This is a genomic window from Achromobacter sp., from assembly GCF_036567245.1.
In the GTDB taxonomy this organism is placed as follows: Bacteria; Pseudomonadota; Gammaproteobacteria; order Burkholderiales; family Burkholderiaceae_B; genus Achromobacter.
Genome location: NZ_DATCUY010000446.1, coordinates 1 through 24,070, shown reverse-complemented (window position 1 = coordinate 24,070; position 24,070 = coordinate 1). Strand labels below are relative to the sequence as shown.

At 64.8% G+C, this 24,070-nt stretch carries 21 protein-coding genes; 8 read left to right on the top strand and 13 right to left on the bottom strand.

Features of this window, described 5'->3' with window-relative positions; genetic code table 11:
* The 3 genes from VIR09_RS19290 to VIR09_RS19280 all read left to right on the top strand — a co-directional run.
* A partial coding sequence (locus tag VIR09_RS19290; protein WP_332014327.1) for a glucosamine inositolphosphorylceramide transferase family protein occupies window positions 1–1,305 on the top strand: 1,305 nt, incomplete at its 5' end.
* Window positions 1,306–1,869: 564 nt separating this feature from the next.
* Window positions 1,870–2,619 carry a response regulator transcription factor gene (locus VIR09_RS19285; RefSeq protein ID WP_332014326.1) on the top strand — a complete coding sequence of 250 codons (750 nt, stop codon included), beginning with the start codon at window positions 1,870–1,872 and terminating at the stop codon, window positions 2,617–2,619.
* 360 nt (window positions 2,620–2,979) lie between these two features.
* On the top strand, window positions 2,980–3,645 hold the full coding sequence (locus VIR09_RS19280) for a response regulator transcription factor (protein ID WP_054453089.1): 666 nt from the start codon (window positions 2,980–2,982) through the stop codon (window positions 3,643–3,645).
* Between the two features lie 36 nt (window positions 3,646–3,681).
* Here VIR09_RS19280 and VIR09_RS19275 read toward each other — a convergent pair whose 3' ends face one another.
* From VIR09_RS19275 to VIR09_RS19215, 13 genes are all read right to left on the bottom strand, one after another.
* Complete coding sequence (locus tag VIR09_RS19275; protein WP_332014325.1) at window positions 3,682–4,956, bottom strand: glycosyltransferase WbuB; 1,275 nt, start codon at window positions 4,954–4,956, stop codon at window positions 3,682–3,684.
* Complete coding sequence (locus tag VIR09_RS19270) at window positions 4,953–5,513, bottom strand: putative colanic acid biosynthesis acetyltransferase (RefSeq protein WP_332014324.1); 561 nt, start codon at window positions 5,511–5,513, stop codon at window positions 4,953–4,955. The genes VIR09_RS19275 and VIR09_RS19270 overlap by 4 nt, the downstream gene beginning before the upstream one ends.
* Window positions 5,510–6,397 (bottom strand): glycosyltransferase family 2 protein, encoded by an 888-nt coding sequence (locus VIR09_RS19265; RefSeq protein ID WP_332014323.1) that lies wholly within the window; start codon window positions 6,395–6,397, stop codon window positions 5,510–5,512. Before VIR09_RS19265 ends, VIR09_RS19270 begins: the two co-directional genes overlap by 4 nt.
* A gap of 13 nt (window positions 6,398–6,410) precedes the next feature.
* A complete protein-coding gene (locus VIR09_RS19260) occupies window positions 6,411–7,541 on the bottom strand; it encodes a glycosyltransferase (RefSeq protein WP_332014322.1) in 1,131 nt (376 codons plus the stop codon).
* On the bottom strand, window positions 7,534–8,829 hold the full coding sequence (locus VIR09_RS19255) for an O-antigen ligase family protein (RefSeq protein WP_332014321.1): 1,296 nt from the start codon (window positions 8,827–8,829) through the stop codon (window positions 7,534–7,536). Before VIR09_RS19255 ends, VIR09_RS19260 begins: the two co-directional genes overlap by 8 nt.
* 27 nt (window positions 8,830–8,856) lie before the next feature.
* The gene (locus VIR09_RS19250) at window positions 8,857–9,759 is read right to left on the bottom strand and encodes a glycosyltransferase family 2 protein (RefSeq protein WP_013395113.1); all 903 of its coding nucleotides are present in this window, start codon (window positions 9,757–9,759) and stop codon (window positions 8,857–8,859) included.
* A 20-nt stretch (window positions 9,760–9,779) separates the two neighbouring features.
* On the bottom strand, window positions 9,780–11,096 hold the full coding sequence (locus VIR09_RS19245) for a lipopolysaccharide biosynthesis protein (protein WP_332014320.1): 1,317 nt from the start codon (window positions 11,094–11,096) through the stop codon (window positions 9,780–9,782).
* A 38-nt stretch (window positions 11,097–11,134) separates the two neighbouring features.
* Window positions 11,135–12,088 carry a GDP-L-fucose synthase gene (locus VIR09_RS19240; RefSeq protein WP_332014319.1) on the bottom strand — a complete coding sequence of 318 codons (954 nt, stop codon included), beginning with the start codon at window positions 12,086–12,088 and terminating at the stop codon, window positions 11,135–11,137.
* Between the two features lie 6 nt (window positions 12,089–12,094).
* The gene (gene gmd / locus VIR09_RS19235) at window positions 12,095–13,204 is read right to left on the bottom strand and encodes a GDP-mannose 4,6-dehydratase (RefSeq protein WP_332014318.1); all 1,110 of its coding nucleotides are present in this window, start codon (window positions 13,202–13,204) and stop codon (window positions 12,095–12,097) included.
* A 10-nt stretch (window positions 13,205–13,214) separates the two neighbouring features.
* Window positions 13,215–13,577: a VanZ family protein gene (locus VIR09_RS19230; RefSeq protein ID WP_332014329.1), complete on the bottom strand. Its 363-nt coding sequence runs from the start codon at window positions 13,575–13,577 to the stop codon at window positions 13,215–13,217.
* Window positions 13,578–13,638: 61 nt separating this feature from the next.
* Window positions 13,639–15,069 (bottom strand): mannose-1-phosphate guanylyltransferase/mannose-6-phosphate isomerase, encoded by a 1,431-nt coding sequence (locus tag VIR09_RS19225; protein WP_332014317.1) that lies wholly within the window; start codon window positions 15,067–15,069, stop codon window positions 13,639–13,641.
* Between the two features lie 5 nt (window positions 15,070–15,074).
* The gene (locus VIR09_RS19220; RefSeq protein WP_414639446.1) at window positions 15,075–15,593 is read right to left on the bottom strand and encodes a GDP-mannose mannosyl hydrolase; all 519 of its coding nucleotides are present in this window, start codon (window positions 15,591–15,593) and stop codon (window positions 15,075–15,077) included.
* Entirely contained in the window at window positions 15,583–16,992 is a 1,410-nt protein-coding gene (locus VIR09_RS19215; RefSeq protein ID WP_332014316.1) for an undecaprenyl-phosphate glucose phosphotransferase, read from the bottom strand. Before VIR09_RS19215 ends, VIR09_RS19220 begins: the two co-directional genes overlap by 11 nt.
* A 242-nt stretch (window positions 16,993–17,234) precedes the next feature.
* On the opposite strand from VIR09_RS19215, the gene VIR09_RS19210 reads away from it, so the two are divergent.
* From VIR09_RS19210 to VIR09_RS19190, 5 genes are all read left to right on the top strand, one after another.
* Window positions 17,235–18,371: a polysaccharide biosynthesis/export family protein gene (locus VIR09_RS19210; protein WP_332014315.1), complete on the top strand. Its 1,137-nt coding sequence runs from the start codon at window positions 17,235–17,237 to the stop codon at window positions 18,369–18,371.
* A 64-nt stretch (window positions 18,372–18,435) separates the two neighbouring features.
* Entirely contained in the window at window positions 18,436–20,697 is a 2,262-nt protein-coding gene (locus tag VIR09_RS19205; protein WP_332014314.1) for a GNVR domain-containing protein, read from the top strand.
* A gap of 20 nt (window positions 20,698–20,717) precedes the next feature.
* Window positions 20,718–22,121, top strand: a complete 1,404-nt coding sequence (locus VIR09_RS19200) for a phosphomannomutase/phosphoglucomutase (protein WP_332014313.1) — start codon at window positions 20,718–20,720, stop codon at window positions 22,119–22,121.
* 13 nt (window positions 22,122–22,134) lie between these two features.
* Window positions 22,135–23,802 (top strand): glucose-6-phosphate isomerase, encoded by a 1,668-nt coding sequence (pgi, locus tag VIR09_RS19195; RefSeq protein ID WP_332014312.1) that lies wholly within the window; start codon window positions 22,135–22,137, stop codon window positions 23,800–23,802.
* Between the two features lie 11 nt (window positions 23,803–23,813).
* Window positions 23,814–24,070, top strand: a 257-nt coding sequence (locus tag VIR09_RS19190) for a KR domain-containing protein (RefSeq protein ID WP_332014311.1), incomplete at its 3' end; no start/stop codon positions are given.

The window sequence follows — 24,070 nt, the reverse complement described above, 5'->3', positions numbered from 1 at the left end:
GCGGCCGATGCGCAGGACGAAGTCGCCGCGCTGGGGCTGGACCTGGTGATCACGCTGGGCGCGTCGCCGGCCACGCGCGAACAGATGGGGGGCTGGGCCCGATTGGGCGTGTGGCAGTTGAGTTATTCCGATATCGCCGTGGCGACCAGCCGGTACGCGGGATTTTGGGAGGTCTACCAGCGCGAGGACCACACGACGGTGAAGCTCTGGCGCGTCGGCGCCCGGGTCGAGGAAGATGAACTGCTGGACCAGCGCAGTTTCAATACCGAAGTGTTCTGGTTGAAAAACCAGGCGCGCGCGTTCAGCCTCGGGAATTTCATGGTTTACGACGCGCTCCAGGCCCTGGCGCGCTTGCGGCAGGGAGCGGCGCCGCCCGGCATGCAGATCATGAGCGGCCCTCGGCGCGAGGATCCGGTGGAGTGGGACAGCGCGGCATATATCGCGCGTCAGGCGTGGTTAATGTCGGATTTGGTTGTGCGCCGCGTCATGAAACGCAACGTGCGCTGGCGGATCGGCATGTTTCCGTCCGCCAGACAGCAGGCGGTGGTATCCGAGGCCATGGTATTGCAGCCTCCCAAGGGTAGATTCTTCGCGGACCCTTTCGTATATACCCAGGATAAAAAACCATATATATTTTTCGAGGATTATGATTTTAATTCCCGAAAAGGTACGATCTCGGTTGCGACCTACTCCGACGGGGCTTTCCGCCTGCTGGGCACGGCCCTGAACCTGCCTTACCACCTCTCGTTCCCCTACATATTCGAGCACGAGGGCGTTACATACATGGTGCCGGAGACCTGCGGAAATCGCAGTATAGAATTATGGAAATGCACGGATTTTCCGCTCAAATGGGAGCTGGATGTTAATCTGATGACTAATATATCCGCGGTGGATACGATTATTTTCAAACACGGCGATTATTGGTGGTTATTAACTAATATCGATCGCACCGACGGCCAAAGCCACTGCGACGAATTATTCGCCTTTTTCGCCGATTCGCCGCGCTCGACCGAGTGGACGCCGCATGCCTGCAACCCCATCGTCCGCAATCCGATGCGGGCCCGCAACGCCGGAATCGTTGTGTCGCCTGGCGGAGAGGTGATCCGCTGCGCTCAGTACCAAGGCTTCTGCCACTACGGCAAGGGCGTGTCGCTGAACCGGATCGAGGAGCTGTCGCCTTCCACCTACGTGGAAACGGACGGTGAAATCCACTACGCAAGCTTCCTGAGAAAGCGCCATGCTTCGATGCACCATTGGCATCATCAGGGAGGCCATACGGTATTTGACTTCGCCTATATGGAGTAAATCGTGCCGGAAAATCAAAAATAAAAATGTTACCTATATTTCGATTACAAGAAGAACGCACGGGCTCGATGTGTCCGCGGAAACATATAGACAGTTATTGCCCTGGTTCCAGACCTTCCAGGCCGCTCCCGGCGGATGCCGCGGCGCGGCTTTTTTTCGGCTGTAACAATGGCCTGCCTTAGTCTGGAGCGCGTATCCACCCTGCATGTTCCATAGGGAAAGCGCAAGCTCCGTATGGGGAATTCCTGGTGAAAACCCTAGCGCCGGAACGGTTGAGGAGCGCGCCTCGTCCGTATTTACGATGATGATTAAGGCTAACGAATGATTTCTGTTTTTGTCGGATTATATCGAGCCGAAACGTCTTGATTTTGACAATTTCGAACCATAAGATGGGTCCATGCCATCCGTTATGTTGGCTACCAAAGTCTCCCAGCCCAAATGCTCCGGATCAGCTTCATTAGATATTCCGGGATATTGCGGACTCGCACTGCGGGGCTGGAAAAAAAATAGTCTTCAGCACAGCGAAGATCCCTTCTAGGCCCGTCGAAAAACCGGGAGGACACCATGGCCAAGATGGTCCTGATTGAAGCCCATCCGCTCTTGCGGTTGGGGTTGTGGCAGATTCTGAGCAAGTTGGATGATGTGTGGGAAATCGAGGGGATGGGTTTGGCGGACATCTCCAAGGCGGACGGCGTGCACGCGGGCGCCGATCTGCTGATATACGGATTGCCGGTGGATACCGACGAAGCGTGGAGCGCGCTGCATGAAATCCAGCGCGTGCTCACGCCCAAGCGCATCCTGCTGCTGACGGACGTGATGCCTCTGCCCATGCCGGTGCAAGGCCTGCCCGGGGCAAGCGTCTACGGTTGCCTGATGAAGACGGCTTCGGTGGAGATTCTTGAAGCGGCCATCCGCCTGGTCATGGCCGGCGGACAGTGCTTCCCCAGCGAACAGGCATTGCAGGCTCCCGCGCAGGCGGTCTGCGCCTTGCCGACCAGGGACGCCGACGATGCCGCCAGCAAGGGTTCCATGCCCGTCAGCGCCGGCGCGCAGCTGTTGCAGATCACGCCGCGCCAGTACGAAGTGCTGGTGCTGCTGGCGCGCGGTTATCCGATCAAGACCGTCAGCAGGATGTTGAACATTTCGGTGGCCACGGCCAAGACGCATGCGTGCACGCTCTACCAGCGCTTGCATGTCAAGAACAAGGGCGAAGCCGTATACGCGGCGCTGCAGCGTGGCGCGACCTTGGAATGGCATGAACCCAATGGCAGGGATGTGGACGCCGGGCAGCTCTATGGGCGCAAGCTCGGGTAACCGAGGCAGGTTGCGCTGCCTGCCCGGCAGCCTGGAACGTCCCGCGTTCCATTGCTGCCGGGAATGCGCATAGCCATCATGGCTAATTCATACACAGCAGTATCCGCGGTCGCAGTGCTGCTGCTTTCCCCCTCCAATCATCCTCCTGAACGAGATTCAGCGAACGTAGCCGCTGATAGCATGGGTTGTGTCCGCAAGTCTGGATCGAGAAGGCGAACCACTCCGCCTCGCCATCGCGATCCAGTGCCGCGGACGAGATTCCCGTGAAGTCGGTGACGCCAGCAGCCTGCCGTTGCAGCAATGATGCGCCAGCGTCATGGGAACCGTGTATGGGCCCTGCGTCACAAGGTTCCCCCCGGGATGACAACCGTACTGATCGAAGACTACGCTCTGCTCCGAGTCGCGATCCAGCATGTGCTGGAGCGTGCGCGGAACACCGATGACATTCTGGCCATTTCGCCAGCCCAATTGCTCACCATGTCCAGTTCGATCAACCGCCCAGTGGAGTTGCTGGTGATGGGTTGCAGCGGCCTGGCCGAGCAGGATGTCGGCCTCCTGTCCCAATCGATGGCGTTCTTCATGCCGCGGCTGGTGCTGGTGCTTTACTCGGTGCTGGACCCGGGCGTGATGGCGGCGTGTGCGCGCGCGGGGGTCGCGGGCTACATGCCCAAGGCCTCCAGCCCCGATGCGCTCGCGGCTGCGGTCAGCCTGGTGATGGCGGGCGGCGAGTGTTATCCGCAGCCCGCGGCCCGACCTCAGGGCGCGTCGCATCCGCCAACCCAGGAACTAAGGGAATTGACGCAACGGCAGGAAGAGATCCTGCAATTGCTGGTACAGGGCAAGACCATGCGGGAGATAGGCCAGCAGGTCGGCATTTCGGTGGCCACGGTGAAAAGCCATGCGCGCACCCTGTACTGGAAGCTAAATGCGCGCAACCAGGCCGAGGCGGCCTATATCGCGGTGCAGATGGGGTTGGTCAGAAGCGGGAATGGCGCCGCGCCCGCCAAGCACGATCCCGACGCATAGCAAGGGCGGAGCGCGAGCAGCGCGCTCCCAGTCCCATTACGCGCCGGGTTTGGCGTCGGACTGCGCCGCGCGGGCGGCGGGTTTGCCCTTGGCGCCGATGAGGTTCTCGAATTCCTGTTCGGCCGCGGCCAGCACGCTGTCCACGTGCAGGTGGGCCTGTGCGTACTGACGCGCCGCGGCGCCCAGCGTTTCGCGGATCTGCGCGTTGTAGCTGAGCTTGCGCACGGCCTCGGCCATGGCGGCGCCGTCTTCGGGCGGCGTCAGCAGGCCGCAGCGCGCCACCACGCCGGCCAGTTCGGTGCCAGGAGAGGCGCCGCACACCACGGGCCGGCCGCTGGCCAGCATGCCGGTCAGTTTGGACGGCATCACCAGGTCGGCGGCGCCGGCGCGTTGCGGCAGCAGATGGATGTCGGCGGTGTTCAGCAATTCGCCCAGGCGCTCCGCCGGCTGCAGGTCCAGGAAGACGACGCGGGCCAGGCCCTCGCATTGCTGCTGCAGCGGAGCGCGTTCGGGCCCCTGGCCGCAGAAGACGAACCACAGGCGGGTCTCGCGGCTGAGCCTGCGGGCAACGTCGGCCAGGGTCTGCAAGCCTTGCTTGCCGCCCATGTTTCCCGAGTACAGCGCGACGATGGCGTCATCCGGTATGCCCAGTTCCTTGCGATACTGGCCGCCGCCGGCTTGCGGCGCGATCGCATCCACGTCGATCCAGTTCGGCAGCAGCACCGCGCGGCCCGGGTCCACGCCCTTGGCCCGCGCCAGGTCCAGCATGCGCTCGGATATGGTGGAGACGCGGTCGAAGCGGCGCATCAGCCAGCGTTCGGCCCTGAGCACCATGGCGCGCAGGCCGGCGCCCTTGAGCAGCCCCAGTTCGAACGCGGCGTCGACCTCATAGTCCTGGATGTGCAGCCAGGCGCGGGCGCCGCAAAGCCGCGCGGCCAGCCAGGCGGCGGGCGCGCAGAACAGCGCGGGCTCCACCACCAGGATGATGTCCGGTCGGCCGGCGGCGGCGCGCAACAGCGAAGGCAGGCTGGACAGGGCGAAGCTGGCCAGGTGGATCAGGCGCTTGAGGCCGCCCGGCCGTCCGGGCACCCAGAGAGGCGCGCGGCGCACGGTGACGCCGCGCAGGACTTCCTTGCGGTAGCGGTCGGCGCGGTAGCCCTCGTGGACCAGCCACTGCGGATAGTAGGGCGGGGCCGTCACCACGCTGACCTCATGGCCGTGCGCGGCCAGCCATTCGGCCAGCTCGGCGCTGTACTTGCCTATGCCGGTGAGCTCGGGCGCGTAATTGATGCCGTAGATGAGGATCCTCATGCCGGGCCAGCCTGGCGCGGGCGGATGGGGCGGCACGGGTTGCCGTGGCACACCATGGCGGGCGGCATATTGCGGAACACCGAGCTGCGCGCGCCGATCACGGCTTCGCGCCCCACGGTCACGCCGGGGCCGATGAACACGTCGGTCGCCACCCAGGCGCCGTCCTCGATGCGCACGGCGCGCTCGCGCAAGGGGAAATCGGGCTGCCCCGCATCGTGGTCGGCGGCGCACAGATAGCTGCGCTGCGACACCACGGCGTGGGCGCCGATATGGATGGGGCCGAGGCTGTAGATGACCGCGTCGTCGCCGATCCAGGCGTAGTCGCCGATCGCGACTTTCCAAGGATAGGTCACGGTGGCGCTGGGCCGGATCAGCACCTTGCGGCCGACCTGCGCGCCAAAGCAGCGCAACAGCCAGCGGCGAAATCCATAGGCCACTTGCGGCGACCAGCGGAACAGCGTCGCCTGCACCGTCCACCAGAGCTGCACGGTGAGGGCGGAGCGGCCGCGCTGGCCGGGCGCCAGCGCAAAACGGTCCAGGCGCTGCATGGCGCTCATTTGGCGGCTCCCGCCACGGCGTCGTCGCGCGCGGCGGCCGCGCTGGCTTGTTGCGCCTTCTTCAGTTCCTCGGTCTTGATGCCGATTTGCCAGTAGTACATGGCACGCGCCACCGCGTAGTCATAGCCGGCCTTGCCGTCGAGGAAGCCCAGGCGGAAGACATAGGAATGCAGGAACGAGATCGGCGCCTTGAACGGCATGGCCTGGAAGATGCGCTTGAGCAGCGCCCGCGCGCCCACATTGGCCTCGCGCGGATCGTTCATCAGGCCCTTGGTGCGCAGATTCGCTTCCCAGTCGGAATAGCGGTTGTGCTTATCGAAATAGTGGAACAGCGAATCGTGGTCGTTGTGCACCATGCGCTGGCGCAGGGCGAAGGTTTCGCCTTGCACCTGCGGCTGGTAGTGGCCTTCCACTTCCCACATGTGGGCCACGTCCAGGTCGTCGTAGTCCAGGAAGCGCGATCGGTCGCGCGCCAGCAGCGCCAGCTTGTAGACGCGGTGCCCGTGTTCCAGCTTCTTGCCGCAGAACACGTAGTCGAACGGCACGAAGGCGCCGCCCGCGCCCGCCGCGAAGCGCGGCAGGACTTCGCGGATCTCGGCGGCCAGTCCGGGCGTCATCTCTTCGTCGGCGTCCACGTACAGCACCACGGGATGCGAGAACGGCAACTGCTCCAGGCACCACTGCTTCTTCTTGGGATACTTGCCGTTCCACTGGAAGTTCGAGACCTTGGCGCCCAGCGCCGTCGCCATCGCGCAGGTCGCGTCGGTGCTGTTGGAATCGACCACGAACACTTCGTCGAATTCGACCAGCGCCTTCAGGCACTTGTTGATGTTGCGTTCCTCGTTCTTGGTCATGACGACGACCGATACCGGTATCTTCTGCATGATGCTGTCCTGTTCAGGGCGTGCCGCGCTGCATCAGCGGGCGGAAGAGGGCGATGACGTTGCGGCAATGCCGTTCCAGGGAAAAGGCGTCGGCGCGTTCGGGCCCCTGGACCGCAAGCCTTTCACGCATTTCCGCGTCGTAGGCCAGGCGGCGCACGGCCTCGGCCAGGGCGGCTGCGTCGCCCACCGGAACCAGCAAACCATAGCGGCCGGAATCCAGGATCTCGGCGGGGCCATGCGGACAGTCGGTGGAAATGACCGGCACGCCGAGGCATAGCGCTTCCACCAGCACATTGCCGAAACTTTCGCGCAGGGAAGTCAGGGCAAAGGCGCCGGCGCCCGCGATCACGGGAAACGGGTTGTCGATATGGCCGGCCAGGGTGACCGGGCTGCGGGAGCCGCTTTCGTCGATGCGCTTCTGCAGGGCGGCGTGTTCGGACCCTTCGCCCAGGATGGTGAAGCGGATGCCGGGGTCATCCAGCAGCGCGGCCGCGTCGATCAACGTCGCATAATCCTTCACCGCTTCGAGCCGGCCCACGGCCACCACATGGTAGGGCGCGGGTTGCGAGGCTTGGTCCGCGCCGCGGCCGCCCTGCGCGCGGACATTGTCCAGCGGCACGCCGTTGTAGATAGTGTGGACCTTGCCGCGCAGCGGCGGAAACATGCTGACCAGGTCTTCCTTGACGCCGCGCGACACGCCCACCACCGCATCGTGGCGGCGGTAGGTCTGGCTGACCAGCCAGCATTTCAGGCGCCGCATGCGCGAAGCGCCGTAATGGATGGCGGGGCTGCTGTGTTCGAAGGCGACGGTGCTGAACTTGCCGCGCAGCAGCTTCTTGGCCAAGACCACCAGCATGTTGCACAGGAGGCCATGCGAGCAGACGATGGCGGGCTTGTCCCGCCTGATTTGACTGAGCAGCTTGAAAAAGGCCACGGGCAGCATCAGTCGCAGCGCGGCGGGAGATTCGTTGACAGGGAGGGCCCGGGTTACCTTGGGGTTGGAGACGGGATATTCGCGGATGCGCGAGCGCAGCAGGAACAAGGCGGAATCCACCCCTTGTTCCGGCAAGGCATCCACGATGAAGGCGACACATCTTCCTACGCCGCCGTGCAGGTCTGGCGCGACAAACAAGACATCAGGCATGTGGGATCACTCTAGTTGGCGTCCGGCGCGCAACGTCCGGGCGGTGGCTGGGGGCGGATGTCGTTCTTTGTTCTGGCACGGGCATGACCTGGGCATTGCGCATGAGCGACAGGCAATAGCACAGCAGGAACCCGGTGAAGGCGGTCTTGGGCGCGTAGGCCAGGCCACCGGAAAGCGAGTCGATGAAGATGTAGATGGGAGCGGTGGCCAGCAGGTAGCGCCGGTGCTGCTCCAGGCCCGGATGCGCGTATCGTCGCAGCAGGGTAAGCAGCAGGATAAGCAGGGGAGGCAACATGATCATGATGGTGCCCACCACGCCGAATTTCATCAGGTAGAAGGCCCAGGAGTTGTGGGCGAAGGTGCTGAGTTCGAAGCCGTTCTCGCCCATGACCCAGCTGCGAAAGCCCGCGCCCTTGCCGAATACCGGGCTTTCCGCGAAGGAGTCCATCTGCCCCTGCATCTCCTGGATGCGCGCGCCGTAGCTGGAGTCTTCGTCCAGCCGCTCGACGCTGAAGATGCGGTTGGTCAGTACGTCCAGGTAGCCGATGCTGGCAAAGACCAGTACGCCGGCGACCGCGGCGGGCGCGAAGACCAGAATGGCGCGCCGCCGGATTTCGGGGCCCGCGCCCAGCAGCACGGCAATGAATACCGAGATCGCCAGCTGCAGGTATTGGCTGCGGTTCAGCGAAAACACCAGGGCCAGCAGCATGTAGACCGTCAGCGCGTAGGCTTTGGGACCGGAGACGTTGAGCGTGCGCCGGAAGTACAGCAGCGACACCACGCCGAACGGAATGGCCCAGACGCCCAGCCGCACGTTGCGCAGCGGATTCGCCACGCTGAAGCCCTGCAGCTGTTCGGCCAGCATCAGCGTGGCGACGGCCAGGCAAGACGCCACGATGTACTTCTGCAGCACCGCATAGGCCGCCGGGCTGTCGATGTCCTTGTAGCAAAGAAAAGGCGTGCAGAGGAAATAGAACACGATGCGCAGGTCGCGCGCCACGTCGCCGGTTTCGATGCCGGGGTGATGCAGCGATACCAGGAGCAGGTAGATCACCGACAGGGTCTGGATGCCCAACAGCATGCCCAGCAGGCCGCGCGGAAGCGCATAGGCCGCGGGATCCGCGAGCCGCAACGCCTTGACCACCAGCATGGCGACGAACAGGAAATCGAAGGGCGACAGCTTGAAGCTGCCGACCCCAAGAACGAAGCGGTCGTCGTTCAGGGCCAGCGCCGTGAAGGCGAACAGGCCCAGCAGGTGCAGGGTGGAAAGGCGGCGGTGCGTGGTCATTGCGGCTCTTCTCGGTTTGGCCAGGCGCTAGTGCGAAGCCCAGTCGTCGCGTCCGAATATCTTGGTGGTCAGCTTTTCGAACAGATAGGACAGGTCTCCCTGGCGCGCATGCGCGGCCACCTTGGAAGCGCGGCAGGACAGCTCGAACAGCTTGCCCAGGCCAGGCTCCGTGCGGCGGATGCGCGTGACGATCTGCTCGCGCTCCTCCAGCAGCACGTCCTGCATCAGCGCGGTCTTGGTTTCGTCATGGGCGGTGTACACGCCCATGGCGTCCGGCACGATCAGGTTCTTGCCTTCGCGCAGCAGCCGGCTCCAGAGCTCCAGATCCATGCAGTAGCGCATGCTTTCCTGCAAGAGTCCGTACTTCTGCAGCAGGTCGCGGCGGAAGATCGCCGACTGGTTCGGAATGGATGCCTTCACCACGGTCAGCGTGCCGCGGTTGACCGGGGTGTAATGGATCTTGCGGAAGATCTTGTTGTCGGCGTCCGCCACGAACAGGTTTCCGCTGACGATGGGCGCGCGCCCTTTGGAAGCGGCGGCGCCCAGCTTGCGCAGGGCGCCGGGGAAATACAGGTCGTCGGAATTCTGCCAGCCCACGTAGTCGCCGGTGGCGCGTTCGAAGCCCTTGTTGATGGCATGCGACTGGCCGCGGTCCGGCGTGCTTTCCCAGTACGTCAGGTAGCGTTCGTACTTGCGGATGATGTCCACGCTGCCGTCGGTGGAGCCGCCGTCGATGATGATGTACTCCAGCCGCGGATAGCCCTGGTTCAGCACGGACAGGATGGTGCGTTCCAGGAAGCGGGCCTGGTTGAACGAGGGGGTCACGATGGTCACTTTCGGCAACAGGCTGCCGGCAATCGGCGCCGGCGGCCGCAACTCGCGGACGAAGTCGATGAGCTGACGTGAATACTCGTTATGACGCTTGCGCATGTAGGACCTCAGCATTTGAATTAACGGGTGGCCGCAGGCAAGGCGCCCGGGAAGTCGGGGCGGGATTGACGGATGGCGAGGGCCACGCCGGCCAGCGTGATCGCCGCATAGGCCATGCGGCCCCAGGCCGCGGCGTGTTCGCCCGCCGCGTGTACCAATCCCGCCATGACGCACAGCATCGCCAGGCCGCCGAGGCCGTTCAGGATGGCGACCGCGCGGGAGTTCCCCAGACCGAGCAGGGAGAAGTGCGCCGCGGCGTTCAGGGACAACAGCCCTGAGGCCACGATAAGCAACCGGAAAGTGCCCAGATGGCCGCTGGCGACGTTGTCCCCCAGCAGCAGGTTCAAGAGCGGATGGCTGACCGCCAGCACCGCCAGCGTAGCGCTGGCCGACAGCGCCAGGTTCCACAGCATCATGCGGCGGATCTCGTGTTCGACGGCGCCGGGATAGGGCGGCGAAACCGACAGGCGGGTGACGCGCGGCATGGCCTTCTGGAAGATGGCGACCGACGCGGTATGGATGATCTGGCCGACCTGCACGCCGACCGTGTAGATCGCGAGCGCCGCCGGTCCCATGAGGCTGCCGACCAGCACCCGGTCCACCGAGCCGAAGGCCAGCGCGCTCAGGCTGTTCAGCCAGGACCAGCGGGAGAACTTGAAGGCGTCCATCATGGCGCCGCGGTCGCGTACCGGGCGCACCAGAATGCGGCCATAGGTGCGCGCAAACACGCGCATCTTCACGCTGCCCGCCACCAGCAGTCCCAGCGCCTGCGCCAGTCCGGTCCAGGTGGGCGAGGCCGTCAGCCAGGCCGTGGCGCAGGCCAGCCCCATCGTGCCGGTGCGGCTGAAGACTTCGCACAGCGCCGTGGCGCGGAAGTCCTCGCGGCCCTTCAGGCAGCCGGAGAACAGCTGGTCATACTGCTGCGTCAGGTAGATGGCCAGCGCGGGCATGGCCAGCATCGTCACCGCCACGCCGCCGAAGGTCGCCTCGGGCCAGCCCAGGCCCACGACGCCCCACAGCAGCACCGCGGCCAGGGTTACGACCGCCAGCGCGCAGCCGATCAGCGACATGCTCACGCCGGCTGCGTGGTAGGCGCCGCCCGGCTCGTGCATCCGCTCGGACACCAGCTTGGTTGCGGTCACGGCCGCGCCCAGGTTGGCGGCATTGCCGAAGCCGGCCAGGGCAATGATCATGGAATACTGGCCGAAGCCCACGGTCCCCAGCTGCCGGAACAGGATGGGCAGGGCCACCAGCGCCGCGACCGGCCCGATGCCATACTCCACCAGCCCCCAGAAGGAGGCATTGCCGGCGATGTGTTTCCTGAGGAGTCCGAGCATGGCTGGGGCCTGTGGGCATAAGGGTTCTGGCGAGGCCTTCAGGCCACGGGCAGCGCATGCTGGGTGCGTTCACGCAGGAAATGGCCGTAGGCCAGCGTGATGCCATGCGTCAGTGAGATCTCCGGTTTCCAGCCCAGCGCCTGCATGCGGGCCGAGTCCATCAGCTTGCGCGGCGTGCCATCGGGCTTGCTGTTGTCGTAGACGATATTGCCTTCGTAGCCGACCACGCGGGCCACCAGCCTGGCCAGATCGGCAATCGAGATGTCCTGTCCTGCGCCGATGTTGTAGATCCCCTCCGCCTGCGGATGCTCCATCAGCATGACGCAGGCCTGGGCCAGGTCGTCCACGTACAGGAACTCCCGCAACGGCGTGCCGGTGCCCCAGATCGCCACGCTTTCCTGTCCGGCTTCGCGGCCTTCGTGGAACTTGCGGATCAGCGCGGGCAGCACGTGGCTGCTGTGCAGGTCGTAGTTGTCATGCTGGCCATAGAGGTTGGTCGGCATGGCGCAGATGAAGCGCGCGCCGAACTCGCGCTGATAGGCCTCGCACAGCTTCAGGCCCGCGATCTTGGCGATGGCGTAGGGCTCGTTGGTGGCTTCCAGCGGTCCCGTCAGCAAGGCGTCCTCGCGGATGGGCTGGGGCGCTTCGCGCGGGTAGATGCATGACGAACCCAGAAACAGCAGCTTGCGCACGCCGGCCGCATAGGCGGCGCGGATCACGTTGCACTGGATCATCAGGTTCTTGTACAGGAACTCCACCGGATGCGTCTGGTTGGCCAGGATGCCGCCGACCTTGGCCGCGGCCAGGTACACCACGTCGACGGGCGTGGTCGAGAAAAAGCGGTTGACCTGGTTCTGGTTTTCCAGGTCCAGCTCGTCCCGGCCGCGGGTCAGCACGTCGCGGTAGCCGCGGCGCTGCAGTTCGCGGACGATCGCGGCGCCCACCATGCCGCGATGACCCGCGACGAAGACGCGTTGCTCCAGGTTCGTCATGTCGTGCTACTCCTTGTAGGCGTAGATTTCGTAGCCGTTCTGCTCGACCAGGGCATCTCGCCGCGCGTCGCGCAGATCGCTTTCGACCATTTCCTTGACCAGTTGCGCGAAGGTGGTGCGGGGCGACCATCCCAGCTTTTCGCGCGCCTTGGTCGGGTCGCCCAGCAGGGTTTCCACTTCCGTCGGGCGGAAGTAGCGCGGGTCCACCCGGACGATGACCTGGCCCGGCTTGATGTCGTGCACCGGCGAGAACAGCACGGTGGCGGTCTCCTCCAGGCCTTCGCCTTCCCAGGCCAGCAGGATGCCCAGCTCGCGCGCCGCCGTATTGATGAACTCGCGCACGCTGTATTGCATGCCGGTGGCGATGACGTAGTCCTCCGGCGTGTCCTGCTGCAGCATCAGCCACTGCATTTCGACGTAGTCGCGGGCATGGCCCCAGTCGCGCAGCGCGGACAGGTTGCCCAGGTACAGGCATTCCTGCAGCCCGAGCACGATGCGCGCCAGGCCGCGGGTGATCTTGCGCGTGACGAAGGTCTCGCCGCGCTTGGGCGATTCGTGGTTGAACAGGATGCCGTTGCAGGCATACATGCCATAGGCTTCGCGATAGTTCACGCTGATCCAGTAGGCGTACAGCTTGGCCGCCGCATACGGGCTGCGCGGGTAGAACGGCGTGGTTTCCTTCTGCGGCGTCTCTTGCACCAGGCCATACAGCTCGGAAGTGGAGGCCTGATAAAAGCGGGACTTGTTCTCCAGCTTCAGGATACGGATGGCTTCCAGGAGGCGCAGGGTGCCCAGGCCGTCGGCGTTGGCCGTGTACTCGGGTTCCTCGAACGAGACGCCGACATGGCTTTGGGCGGCCAGGTTGTAGATCTCGTCGGGCTGCACCGACTGCACGATGCGGATCAGGCTGCAAGAATCGGTCATATCGCCGTGATGCAGCACGAAATTGCGGGGCTGGTCATGCGGATCCTGGTACAGATGGTCGATCCGCGCGGTATTGAACAGCGAAGCGCGCCGCTTGATGCCGTGGACCTCATAGCCCTTGGCCAGCAGAAACTCCGCCAGATAGGCCCCGTCTTGGCCAGTAACGCCGGTAATCAGTGCCCGTTTTGGCATGGTTGTATCCTTAAGACTTAGTGACTGCACGAAAGGAGCCGAAGGCTGCGGTACCAATGTGCAATGAGATTACTGTTGCACCAGCCGCGGAGATATCGGCCAAAAGGTCTAATAATTCAGCCTGTCGATAGGGAAAAAGGGACTGGATTGCTTCATCCAAAGCGCCCAGCATTGCGATTGCCACGAGGGCCGTCAGTGCAGGGCGCCGGTTGACCGAGAAATAGATCAAAGTGGTCAGGAAGGCGTAAGCCGCAAGATGCAGACGCTTGTCCCCGAATGCGTCCGACATCTCGGCGGCCAGGCCCGGCAGGTTGCCCACCGTTACCAGCACGGCGAAGAACAGCCCCGCCAGGGGCAGGCAGATCCGCGCCATCCCTGGCCGAAAGAAGGACTCCTTCTCGGAGGCCGGCAAGCGCGCGCGGCGTGGAGGCTCCTCACACCCGGCCATACATGTCCTGGAATCTGACGATGTCGTCTTCGCCCAGGTAAGCCCCCGATTGCACCTCGATGATTTCCAGCGGGATCTTTCCCGGGTTCTCCAGGCTGTGGATCTCGCCCAGGGGGATGTAGGTCGACTGGTTTTCGGTCAGCAGGTACTGCTTGTCGCCGTTGTAGATGCGCGCCGTGCCCGAGACCACGATCCAGTGTTCCGCGCGGTGATGATGCATCTGCGAGGACAGGCGCGCCCCGGGCTTCACCGTGATGCGCTTGACCTGGTAGCGCGGACCCTGGCCCACCGAATCGTAGGAACCCCAGGGGCGCTGCACCTCGCGGTGATGATTGAGCTCCGAGCGGTGCTGCGTCTTGAAGATCTCGACCAGCCGTTTGACGTCCTGCGAGCGCGATTTGTGCGCCACCAGCACGGCGTCGGCGGTTTCGATCACGACGATGTCGTCCAGTCCCACCGAGGCGACCAGCCGGCTGGTGGAGTGGATCAGGCAGTTGCGTGAATCCTCCACCATGACGTCGCCGGTGGTGGAATTGCCTTCCTCCGTCTTTTGGGCGATTCCCCAGACCGCGTCCCAGGCGCCGACGTCGCTCCACGAAGCGGCCAATGGGATGACCACGGCGCTGTCGGTGCGCTCCATGATGGCGTAGTCCATGGAATCGCTGGGGCAGGCCTCGAAGGAGGGGCCGTCCAGGTGGAACAGCGCATTCTCGCCATGGCCGATGGCCACCGCGGCCTGCACCTGCTCCAGCATCTTGGGCGCCAGGCGCGCCATTTCCGACAAGAACACCGAGGCCTGGAAGGCGAACATGCCGCTGTTCCAGTAGTAACCGCCATCGTCGATGAATCGTTGCGCGACTTCGGGCGAGGGTTTTTCGACGAAGCGGCGTACCCGGCGCGCGGGCGCCATGACGCCGGGTTCGTCCGCCTGGATATAGCCATAGCCGCTCAGCGGGGCGGTGGGCTTGATCCCGAACGTCACCAGCGCGCCCTGCAGGGCGGCCTGGTAGGCCTCGGCGAAGGCGGCGCGCAGCACCTCGCCATCTTCCAGCACGTGATCCGACGGCATGATCAGCATGACCGGATCCTCGCCGTCACGCATGGCGCGCAGGGTGGCTGCCGCGATGGCTGGCGCCGTGTTGCGGGCGAACGGCTCCAGGATCACCTCCACGTCCTTGATGTCCAGCTCCAGCGCTTGCTCCGCCGCGATGTAGCGGTGCGCGTCGTTGCATACCAGGGTAGGCCGGGCCTCGGCGCCGGCCGAGCCCAGCCGCAGCAGGGTGTTCTGCAGCAGGCTGCGGTCATCGGTCAAACGGATGAACTGCTTCGGCAGCAGTTCGCGCGACAGCGGCCACAGGCGCGAGCCTGAACCGCCGCAGAGTATGACTGCCCGGTACGGGGGAGGGGGATTGGTCATGGCGCTCACTCCTTGAAGTAGGCCTGGGTGTAGGGGTGCACGCCGGGATCGGCGGCGATGGCCCGGGCGGGCAGCCAGCGGTAGCTGCGGTGTTGGGCCTGGGGCAGGCTGGAAATGTCCAAAGAAAGCTCGGCCTCATAGGCGAGGACGACGTAATGGGTGGAGCGTCCGGCTTCACCCGCAAAATTGGTGCCGTAGAAGTGCTCGTACACGCCGCGCGGGGTCCAGGCCAGCTCGGTGACCGGGATGCCCAATTCGTCGCGGACGATGCGGCGCAGCGCGTCGCGCAGGGTTTCGTTCTTGCGGATGCGCCCGCCCGGAACGAACCAGGCCCCCTGGGCCGGCGGATTGGCGCGCAGGCCGGTCAGGTAGCGGCCTGCGGCGTCGCGCAGGAGCAGGTCGATGGAAACCAGCGGCAACATTTCGACCGCCTGGCGGAACTCCGCCCGCGCCAGCAAGCCGCCGGGGGGCGCGGCTCGTTGCCGCCCGGGTTGTTCGGGCCATCCCAAAGGTCTAGTAGACATTGCGGCCCGTCCATCCCGACACCGCCGTGCGGGCGATGATCTGCAGGTCCATCCTGAACGTCCAGTGCTGGATGTAATAGATGTCGTACTCGACGCGGTCGCTCATCTTGCGCAGCGTGTCCGTCTGTCCGCGCAGGCCGTTGACCTGCGCCCAGCCTGTAATGCCCGGCTTGACGCGGTGGCGCATCATGTAGCGCTGCACCAGGTCCTTGTACATTTCGTTGTGCTCCAGCGCATGGGGGCGCGGGCCTACCACCGACATGTCGCCCATCAGCACATTGAGAAACTGGGGCAGCTCGTCCAGGCTGGTGCGCCTGAGGAAACCGCCGATGCGCGTGACGCGCCTGTCGTTGCGGGTCGCCTGGGTGACCACGCCTTGCTCCTGGTGCACCGTCATGGTGCGGAACTTGTAGACATGGAAGACCTTGCCGTCCACGCCCAGCCGCGGCTGGGTGAAGAACACAGGTCCGCGCGAGGTCACCTTGACCAGGAAGGCCACCGTCAGCATCACGGGCGACAGTCCGATCAGCGCGCAGAAGGCGAAGCTGCGGTCGAATATCTCCTTGGCCCAGCCTCGCACGCCAGCGGCGGGCAGGCTGTTGAGCTGTATGGCGGGCAGGCCCAGGAATTCCCCGATGCGGTGTCCCAGCAGCTGGATGGACATGACATCGGGAATCCAGCGGATATCCACCAGGTCGTTGCGCAGGTGATAGAGGACTTCGCGCAATTCCTGGCCCGCCTCCATCGGCAGCACGATCCAGATCTCGCGGACGGTGTGCTCGTGCACGAAGGCGTGCAGCTCATCCAGGTCATGCAGGCGGCGGACTTGCGGCGGCAGGTTTTCGTGGGGCTCGGCGTAGATGCCGGCTACTTCATAGCCCGCGCCGCGGTATTGCTCGACGCGGCGCCACAGGTCATGGCCCAGCGCGCCAAAGCCCACCAGCAGCACGCGCTTGCGGTCCAGCCCACGGTCGCGCGCGGCGCCCAGGACCGCGTAGACCGCAATGCGTAAGCCGACCAAGGTCAGCGCCGACATGCCGAACCACGTAGCCGCCCATACGCGGGATATCGCCGCGGTCTGGTGCATGAGAAAACTGATGCAGATGCCCAGCGCGAACACCAGCGCCCACGCCGCCAGACTGCGCACGACCAGGTCGGTGAGCAGGCGGCCACGCCAGGACACGTACAGGCGGAAGGCCGGGAAGATGGCCACGACGCCGAGGCCGCACAGATACACAAGGAACAGATGGATTTGCGGAGGATCCGTCCAGGCATCGTCCGAGAATTTCAAGCCGGTGGCAGTCAGGCCGCAGGTGATGACGATCGCGGCATCGAGCAAGCGGTAGAGATAGCTTGCCCCGCTGAATCTAGACGACGTGTCCGTTTGGGACGGGTCCATCGCGCACTCCTGTTCGTAGGGAGCCGCCGTGCTGCAGGCAAAAACTGTGCACCGCCGCAAAGCTTGTGGCTACCGACAAAATCTTATTGAGTGCGCAGCGCACCCGAAACCTCCAAACGATGTAGGAGAAGGCTTAGGGCATCCGTCGAATGTGCGGGCCTAGGAAAAGAGAGTGGAATGTCGCAACCCGTTACGCATCGGGCTCACTCCAAGCAACGAAGTCATTCACAAGTGGATTTGCCATGACGACATTTTTCGGAACGTTGAGCCGAGCCATAGCCGCTATCGCGCTCGTGTCCTCGCTGGGCGCTTGCGCCTTGTCCCCCGGTATGACCTTTGACGCCAATCAGCTTGCGGATCCGCTGGATCCCAACTCCAAGGCCGAGATCAAGGAAATCACGCCGTCGCTGGTGCTTGAGGACCAGCGCGCGCGCCAGGCATTGCTCGACAACGAAGGCGTCGACAAGCTCTACGGCAAGTCCGGGCCATATCTGATCGGACCGGGAGACATCCTCTCGGTCGTGGTGTGGGACCACCCTGAACTCGTCCTTCCGACGCAAACCTACGCCATTGGGACAGGGGTAACGGAACTAGCCATTGGGGATACCGCCTCGGGCATTCCGGGCTATACGGTCTCGTCCACTGGACATATCCAATTTCCCTATGCGGGATTGCTGAAAGTGGCCGGGTTGACGGAACTTCAGGCGCGCAATCTCATAGTGAATAGTTCGAGCAAGTACATCCAGGATCCGCAGATCACCGTACGCGTTCTGGGATATCGCAGCAAGCGTGTTTACGTGGATGGCGAGGTCAAGACGCCAGGCGCGATCGCGATCAACGATATCCCGATGACCCTGTTGGAAGCGGTCAACAGGGCCGGAGGCATTCTGCCGACGGGAGACCGCAGCGCAGTCTACGTGATCCGGGAGGGCCGCCGCACCCGCGTGAACGTGCCGGCGCTGATCGAGCGTGGCCAGGATCTGAATCAAGTGCTGCTGAAGTCGGGCGACATCGTGAGGGTCACGCCGCGCGACGACAGCAAGATTTTCGTGATGGGCGAAGTCACGGTGCCAACCACTGCGGTGATGCGTGATGGACGCATGTCGTTGACCGAGGCGCTGGGCCTGGCCGGAGGACCGAGCCAACTGACCTCGAATCCGTCGCAGATATTCGTTGTGCGCAGTACGGATCAAGCGATGCCGCTGGTGTTCCACCTGAACGCCGGCTCGCCGCAGAACCTTGCGGTGGCGGAGAAGTTCGAGTTGCAACCCAAAGATGTCGTGTTCGTGGATTCGGCCGGCCTGGTGCGGTGGAACCGCTTCATCAGCAACCTGTTCCCGAGCGCGCAAACGGTACAGACCGTGAATTCCATCAAGTAGTCCGCTTCAACCTACGCCTTTGGGGGCGCCGCAACCACAGCGGCGTCTTCTCTTGGAGAGCTGCATGTCGTTGCCCATCGAATCGTTCGAGCCGTCCGTGCCGGCTCGCCAGCAGGAAACGCCGTTGTCGTCCCACGTGGACGCCATCTTCTCCAACCGGTGGATGATCATTGCGATCACTCTGCTCGCATTATTTGGGGCGCTCACTTACGTGATGATCACGCCCAAGGTGTATTCGGCCGACATCATCGTGCAGGTGGAGGAGGAAATGCCCCAGGGGCAGAGCCGCAGCCTGCTGGGGGATGTTTCTTCCATGTTCGATACCAAGGCGGAGACCTCGGGCGAAATGGAAGTGCTGCGCTCGCGCATGGTGGTCGGGCCCGCGGTCGATAAGTTCCTGCTGTACATCCAGGCCAAGCCGCGCTATTTCCCCGTGGTCGGCGAATGGCTGGCGCAGCGCTATGAGAGCCTGCCGTACCCGTCGAGCTTTCCGCGCGGCGGCTATGCCTGGGGCGGCGAAGCCATCGCGATTTCGCAGTTGGACGTGCCCAACGAATGGCTGGGCAAGCCCTTTCGCGTGACCACGCTGGGAGAAGGTCGCTATACGCTGAGCGACAAGTTCACGGGCGCTACGTTCAATGGCACGGTGGGCAAGCCCGAGCACTTCCGGCTGCCGGGCGGCGGCGCCATGGACGTGCATATCGACGCACTGACCGGACGCCCCGGCACCGAGTTCACGGTCTCGCGCAGCTCGCGCCTGGCCGCCATCGAGGATGTGCAATCGCGCCTGGGCATCTTCGAGCGCGGCCGCACCTCGGGCGTGATCGGCGTCACGCTGGAAGGCAATGATCCCGCGTTGACCACCGCGGTGCTGAATCAGATCGGCCAGGAGTACGTGCAGCAGAACGTGAACCGCAAATCGGCGCAAGCCGAGAAGTCGCTGGTGTTCCTCGAACAGCAGCTGCCGGTGCTCAAGGGCGAATTGGACGCGGCCGAGACCAAGTACAACTCCTTGCGCAACAAGCGCGGCACCATCGATCTGAGCGAAGAAGCCAAGCTCATCCTCGCGCAGTCGGTGGACGCGCAGACCAAAGTGATGGAGCTGCGCTCCAAGCGGCAGGAAATGATCACCCGCTTCGCGCCGACCCACCCCAGTATCGTGGCCATCGACCGCCAGATCGCGGGGCTGACCGGCGACGTGAACCGCATCGGCAACAACATCAAGCAACTTCCCGATCTGGAACAGGACGTGGTGCGCCTGGTGCGCGACGTGCGCGTCAATACCGAGCTCTACACGGCGCTGCTCAACAACGCCCAGCAGCTGCGCCTGATCCGCGCCGGCAAGGTGGGCAACGTGCGCATCCTGGACTCGGCGGTGCAACCCGACAAGCCGGTGCGTCCCAAGGCCGCCATCATCATCGGCGTCGCAACCGCCTTCGGCCTGATCTTCGGCATGTTGTGCGCCTTTGTGCGCAACGCCCTGTTCGGCGGCCTGTCCGAACCCGACGACGTCGAGCGCCATACCGGCCTGCCGGTGCTGGCCGCCATTCCGTACAGCGACATGCAGGACAAGCTGTGGCGGCGCAGCCGGCGCAAGAACGCCAGCGTGCCCGCGCTGCTGGCCCAAAGCCAGGGCAATGCGCCGCCCATCGAAAGCCTGAGATCGTTCCGCAACGTACTGCAGGCGTCGCTGCGCCAGTCGGCCAACAACATGGTCATGTTCACCGGGCCGGTGGCGGGCGTGGGAAAGTCCTTCCTGTCGGCCAACTTCGCCTTCATCCAGGGCGGCGTGGGCAAGCGCGTGCTGCTGATCGACGCTGACTTCCGCAAGGGCCAGCTCAACCGCTACTTCGGCGTGCCCAAGGAAGACGGCCTGTTCGAGGTCCTGTCGGGCACGATCCCGCTGACCCAGGTGCGCAAGCACAGCGTGTCCGAGGGCGTGGACTTCATCGCCACGGGCGCGGTCACCTTCGATCCGTCCGAGCTGCTGGCTTCGCCGGTGTTCGGCGAGACCCTGCGTGAACTGGCATCGCAGTACGACATGGTGATCCTGGATACGGCGCCCGTGCTGTCGTCTCCGGACGCGGCCGTGGTCGGCACGCATGCGGCCGCGGTGATGGTAGTGGTGCGCTCGGGCATGAACACCGTGGGTGAGATCCGCGAGACGGCCAAGCGCCTGATCCAGGCGGGCGCACCCGTGGACGGCGTGCTCTTCAATGGTCTCAAGCTTATGCCGGAACGCTTCGGCTTCCGGTCCAAGTACGGTAGTTATCGCTACTCCCGTGCGGCGTATTACGGCGATTTCAAACAGAACGGCCCTAAATAACGCCACCCGGAGAAACTGGCATGCACGGAACTTTTGGCTGGGACACCCCGCAAATTCTGGATGCGGTTTTCAAGGCTTATGACATACGCGGCACGGTGCCGGAAGAGATCGACGCGCGGTTCGCGCACAGCCTGGGCATGGCGACGGGGACCCAGGCCCGCGAACTGGGCGCACGGTCCATCGTGGTGGGGAGGGATGGCAGGCTGAGCAGCGTCGAGCTGGCGGCCGCCTTGCAGGCCGGCTTGCGCTCGGCGGGCATGCACGTCATCGATATCGGCATGGCGACCACGCCGATGGTGTATTTCGCAACCCGCCTGATGGACACGGGCGCGGGCATCGCGGTCACGGGCAGCCACAATCCGCCGGCCCACAACGGCTTCAAGATCGTGCTGGACGGCGCCTCGCTGTACGGCGAGGGCATCACTGCGCTGCGCGACGCGATGCGGCTGCCGATCGAGTCAGCCAGCGCTTCGGGCGGGCGCACGCAGATGCAGATCATGCCGTGCTACACGGCGCGCCTGATGGGCGACATCCGCATGGCGCGCCCGATGAAGATCGCCATCGATTGCGGCAACGGCGTGGCCGGCGCGGCCGCGCCGGCGCTGTTTCGCGCCCTGGGCTGCGAAGTGGTCGAACTGTTCTGCGAAGTCGACGGCTCGTTCCCGGGCCATCATCCGGACCCCGCCGATCCGCAGAACCTGCAGGACCTGATCTATTGCCTGCGCTATTCCGACTGCGAGGTCGGCCTGGCGTTCGACGGCGACGGCGACCGTCTCGGCGTGGTGACCAAGACGGGGCAGATCATCTGGCCAGACCGCCTGCTGATCCTGCTTGCGCGCGATGTGCTGTCGCGCAACCCGGGGGCCGAGATCCTGTACGACGTCAAATGCAGCCGCCACGTGGCGCGGGCGATCACGGAGGCCGGCGGCAAGGCCACCATGTGCAAGACCGGGCATTCGCTGATCAAGGCCAAGATGCGCGAGACCGGCGCGCAGCTGGCCGGCGAGATGAGCGGCCATATTTTTTTCAAGGAGCGCTGGTACGGCTTTGACGACGGCATCTACGCGGCCGCCAGGCTGCTGGAGATCCTGTCCGGGGCGCCCGATCCGTCGGCCCTGCTGGAAAGCCTGCCGCAGTCCTGCGCCACTCCCGAAATAAAGCTGGAGACCGCCGAAGGCGAGCAGTTCGATCTGGTGGCGGCGCTGCGCGCGCAGGGGCAGTTTCCCGGCGCGCAGTCCATCAACGATCTGGACGGCATCCGGGTGGATTACGCCGACGGCTTCGGCCTGGCGCGTCCGTCCAACACCACGCCGACAGTGGTATTGCGTTTCGAAGGGGACACCGTGGCCGCACTGGCCCGTATCGAGGAGGATTTCCGCAACGCGTTCCGGCGCATTGCCCCTCATGTTCGTTTACCGTTTTAAGGAGCATCACGCGATGGGAAAGGCCAAGTATGCGGTTGAAGCGCTAAGGGCGAATTCCGGCCTGGCGGACAGCCCTGAGTGGCAGGCGTTCGCGCAATCCGCGCGTAACGCGGAACTGGATGGCGCGGCGCTGAAAGTCATCGAGGCGGCGGGTTTGTGCGTGGACCTCAGCATGCAGCGGCAGTCGCCGGCGCTGGAAGCCGCAGCCATGGCGCTGCTGCAGGCGCGCGGCGTGGCGGACGCGCGCCAGGCGTTGTTCGCGGGCGAGCCGGTCAACTGGACCGAGGGCAAGCCGGCATGGCACACGGCGTTGCGCGCCGGGCGCACGCGGGAACAACCCGACGGGCAGGATGCGGACTCGGTCTGCGAGCATTCGCGCATGACCGACTTCGTGCGCCGCGTCGACCAGACGGCCGATTTCAATACCGTGCTGCACATCGGCATTGGCGGCAGCGATTGGGGGCCGCGCCTGGCGGTCCAGGCATTCGGCGGCGTGGCGCAGCGCCGCCAGATCCGCTTCGTGTCGAACATCGACGGCCATGCCTTCCATGACGCGGTGGCCGGACTGGATCCGCGCCGCTGCCTGGTGGTGGTGTCGTCCAAGTCCTTCACCACCGCCGAGACGCTGCACAATGCGCGCGCCGCCATCGCCTGGCTCAAGCAGGGCGGCGTGGCCGACGCGTCGGAGCATCTGGCCGCGGTGACTGCCAACGTATCGGCGGCGCGGGCGTTGGGCGTGCCGTCCAGCCAGATCTTCAAGATGTGCGACTGGGTCGGCGGGCGTTATTCGGTCTGGTCGGTCGCCGGCCTGTCGATCGCGCTGACGGTAGGCGCGGACGTGCTGATCGGCATGCGGGCGGGCGCCGAGGCCATGGACCAGCATTTCCAGCAGGCGCCGTTCGCCTCGAACGCGCCGATCCAGCTGGCGCTGGCGGGCCTGGTCAACTGCAGCGTGCTGGGAAACAACTCCTTGAACATCGCGGCCTACAGCGCGCGGCTGCTGCACCTTGTGACCTACCTGCAGCAGCTCGAGATGGAGTCGCTGGGCAAGCGGGTCGCAGGGGACGGCGCGGCGGTCGGCGTGCCGACTGCGCCCATCATCTGGGGCATGCCCGGCACCGACGGCCAGCACACTTTTTTCCAGTGGCTGCATCAGAGCGAGGACGGCGCGCCGGTGGACTTCATCGCCAGCCTGCAAGGCCATGCGGACAGCCCCGACGCGCACCGCATGCTGCTGGCCAACTGCCTGGCGCAGCGCCAGGCGTTGTTGCGCGGCAAGTGCCTGGAGCAGGCGTTGTTGGACGTGGCGCACATCGATGACCAGGAGCGCGCGCTGAGCCTGGCGCAGCACATGGTCCATCCTGGCGGGCGGCCTTCCACCTTGATCGTGCTGCGCCAGCTGGATCCGCGCGGCCTGGGTGCGCTGCTGGCCTTGTACGAGCACAAGGTGTTCGTACAGAGCGTGGTCTGGGGCATCAACCCCTTCGACCAATGGGGCGTGGAACTGGGCAAGCGCCTGGCAACCGGCATCGAGCGCGAACTGGCGGTGCCGGTGTCGGCAGGCGTGGTGGATTGGGGCCACGACGCGTCCACCTCGTACTGGATCGACCGCTACCGCAGCCATGCGCAGGCGCCGCGGCCGCGCCATGCCTGGGTGCCGGGCGTGGCAACGCATCTGTAGGAGGCCGGGCGATGCCGGACCTGCATGTATTGGTGACCGGCGGCGCCGGCTACATCGGCACGCACACGCTGGTGGCGATGCTGGCGGCGGGCCAGCGGCCGCTGGTGCTGGATGACTTCAGCAACGGCAGCCGCGAAGCCGTGCGCCGCGTCGAACGCCTGTGCGGCGTGGAGATTCCGCTGGTGGAAGGAGACATCCGCAGCCCTGGCCTGGTCGAGTCGGTGCTGGCCGGGTCGGCCGCGCGCGGCGCGCCGGTGCGGGCGGTGCT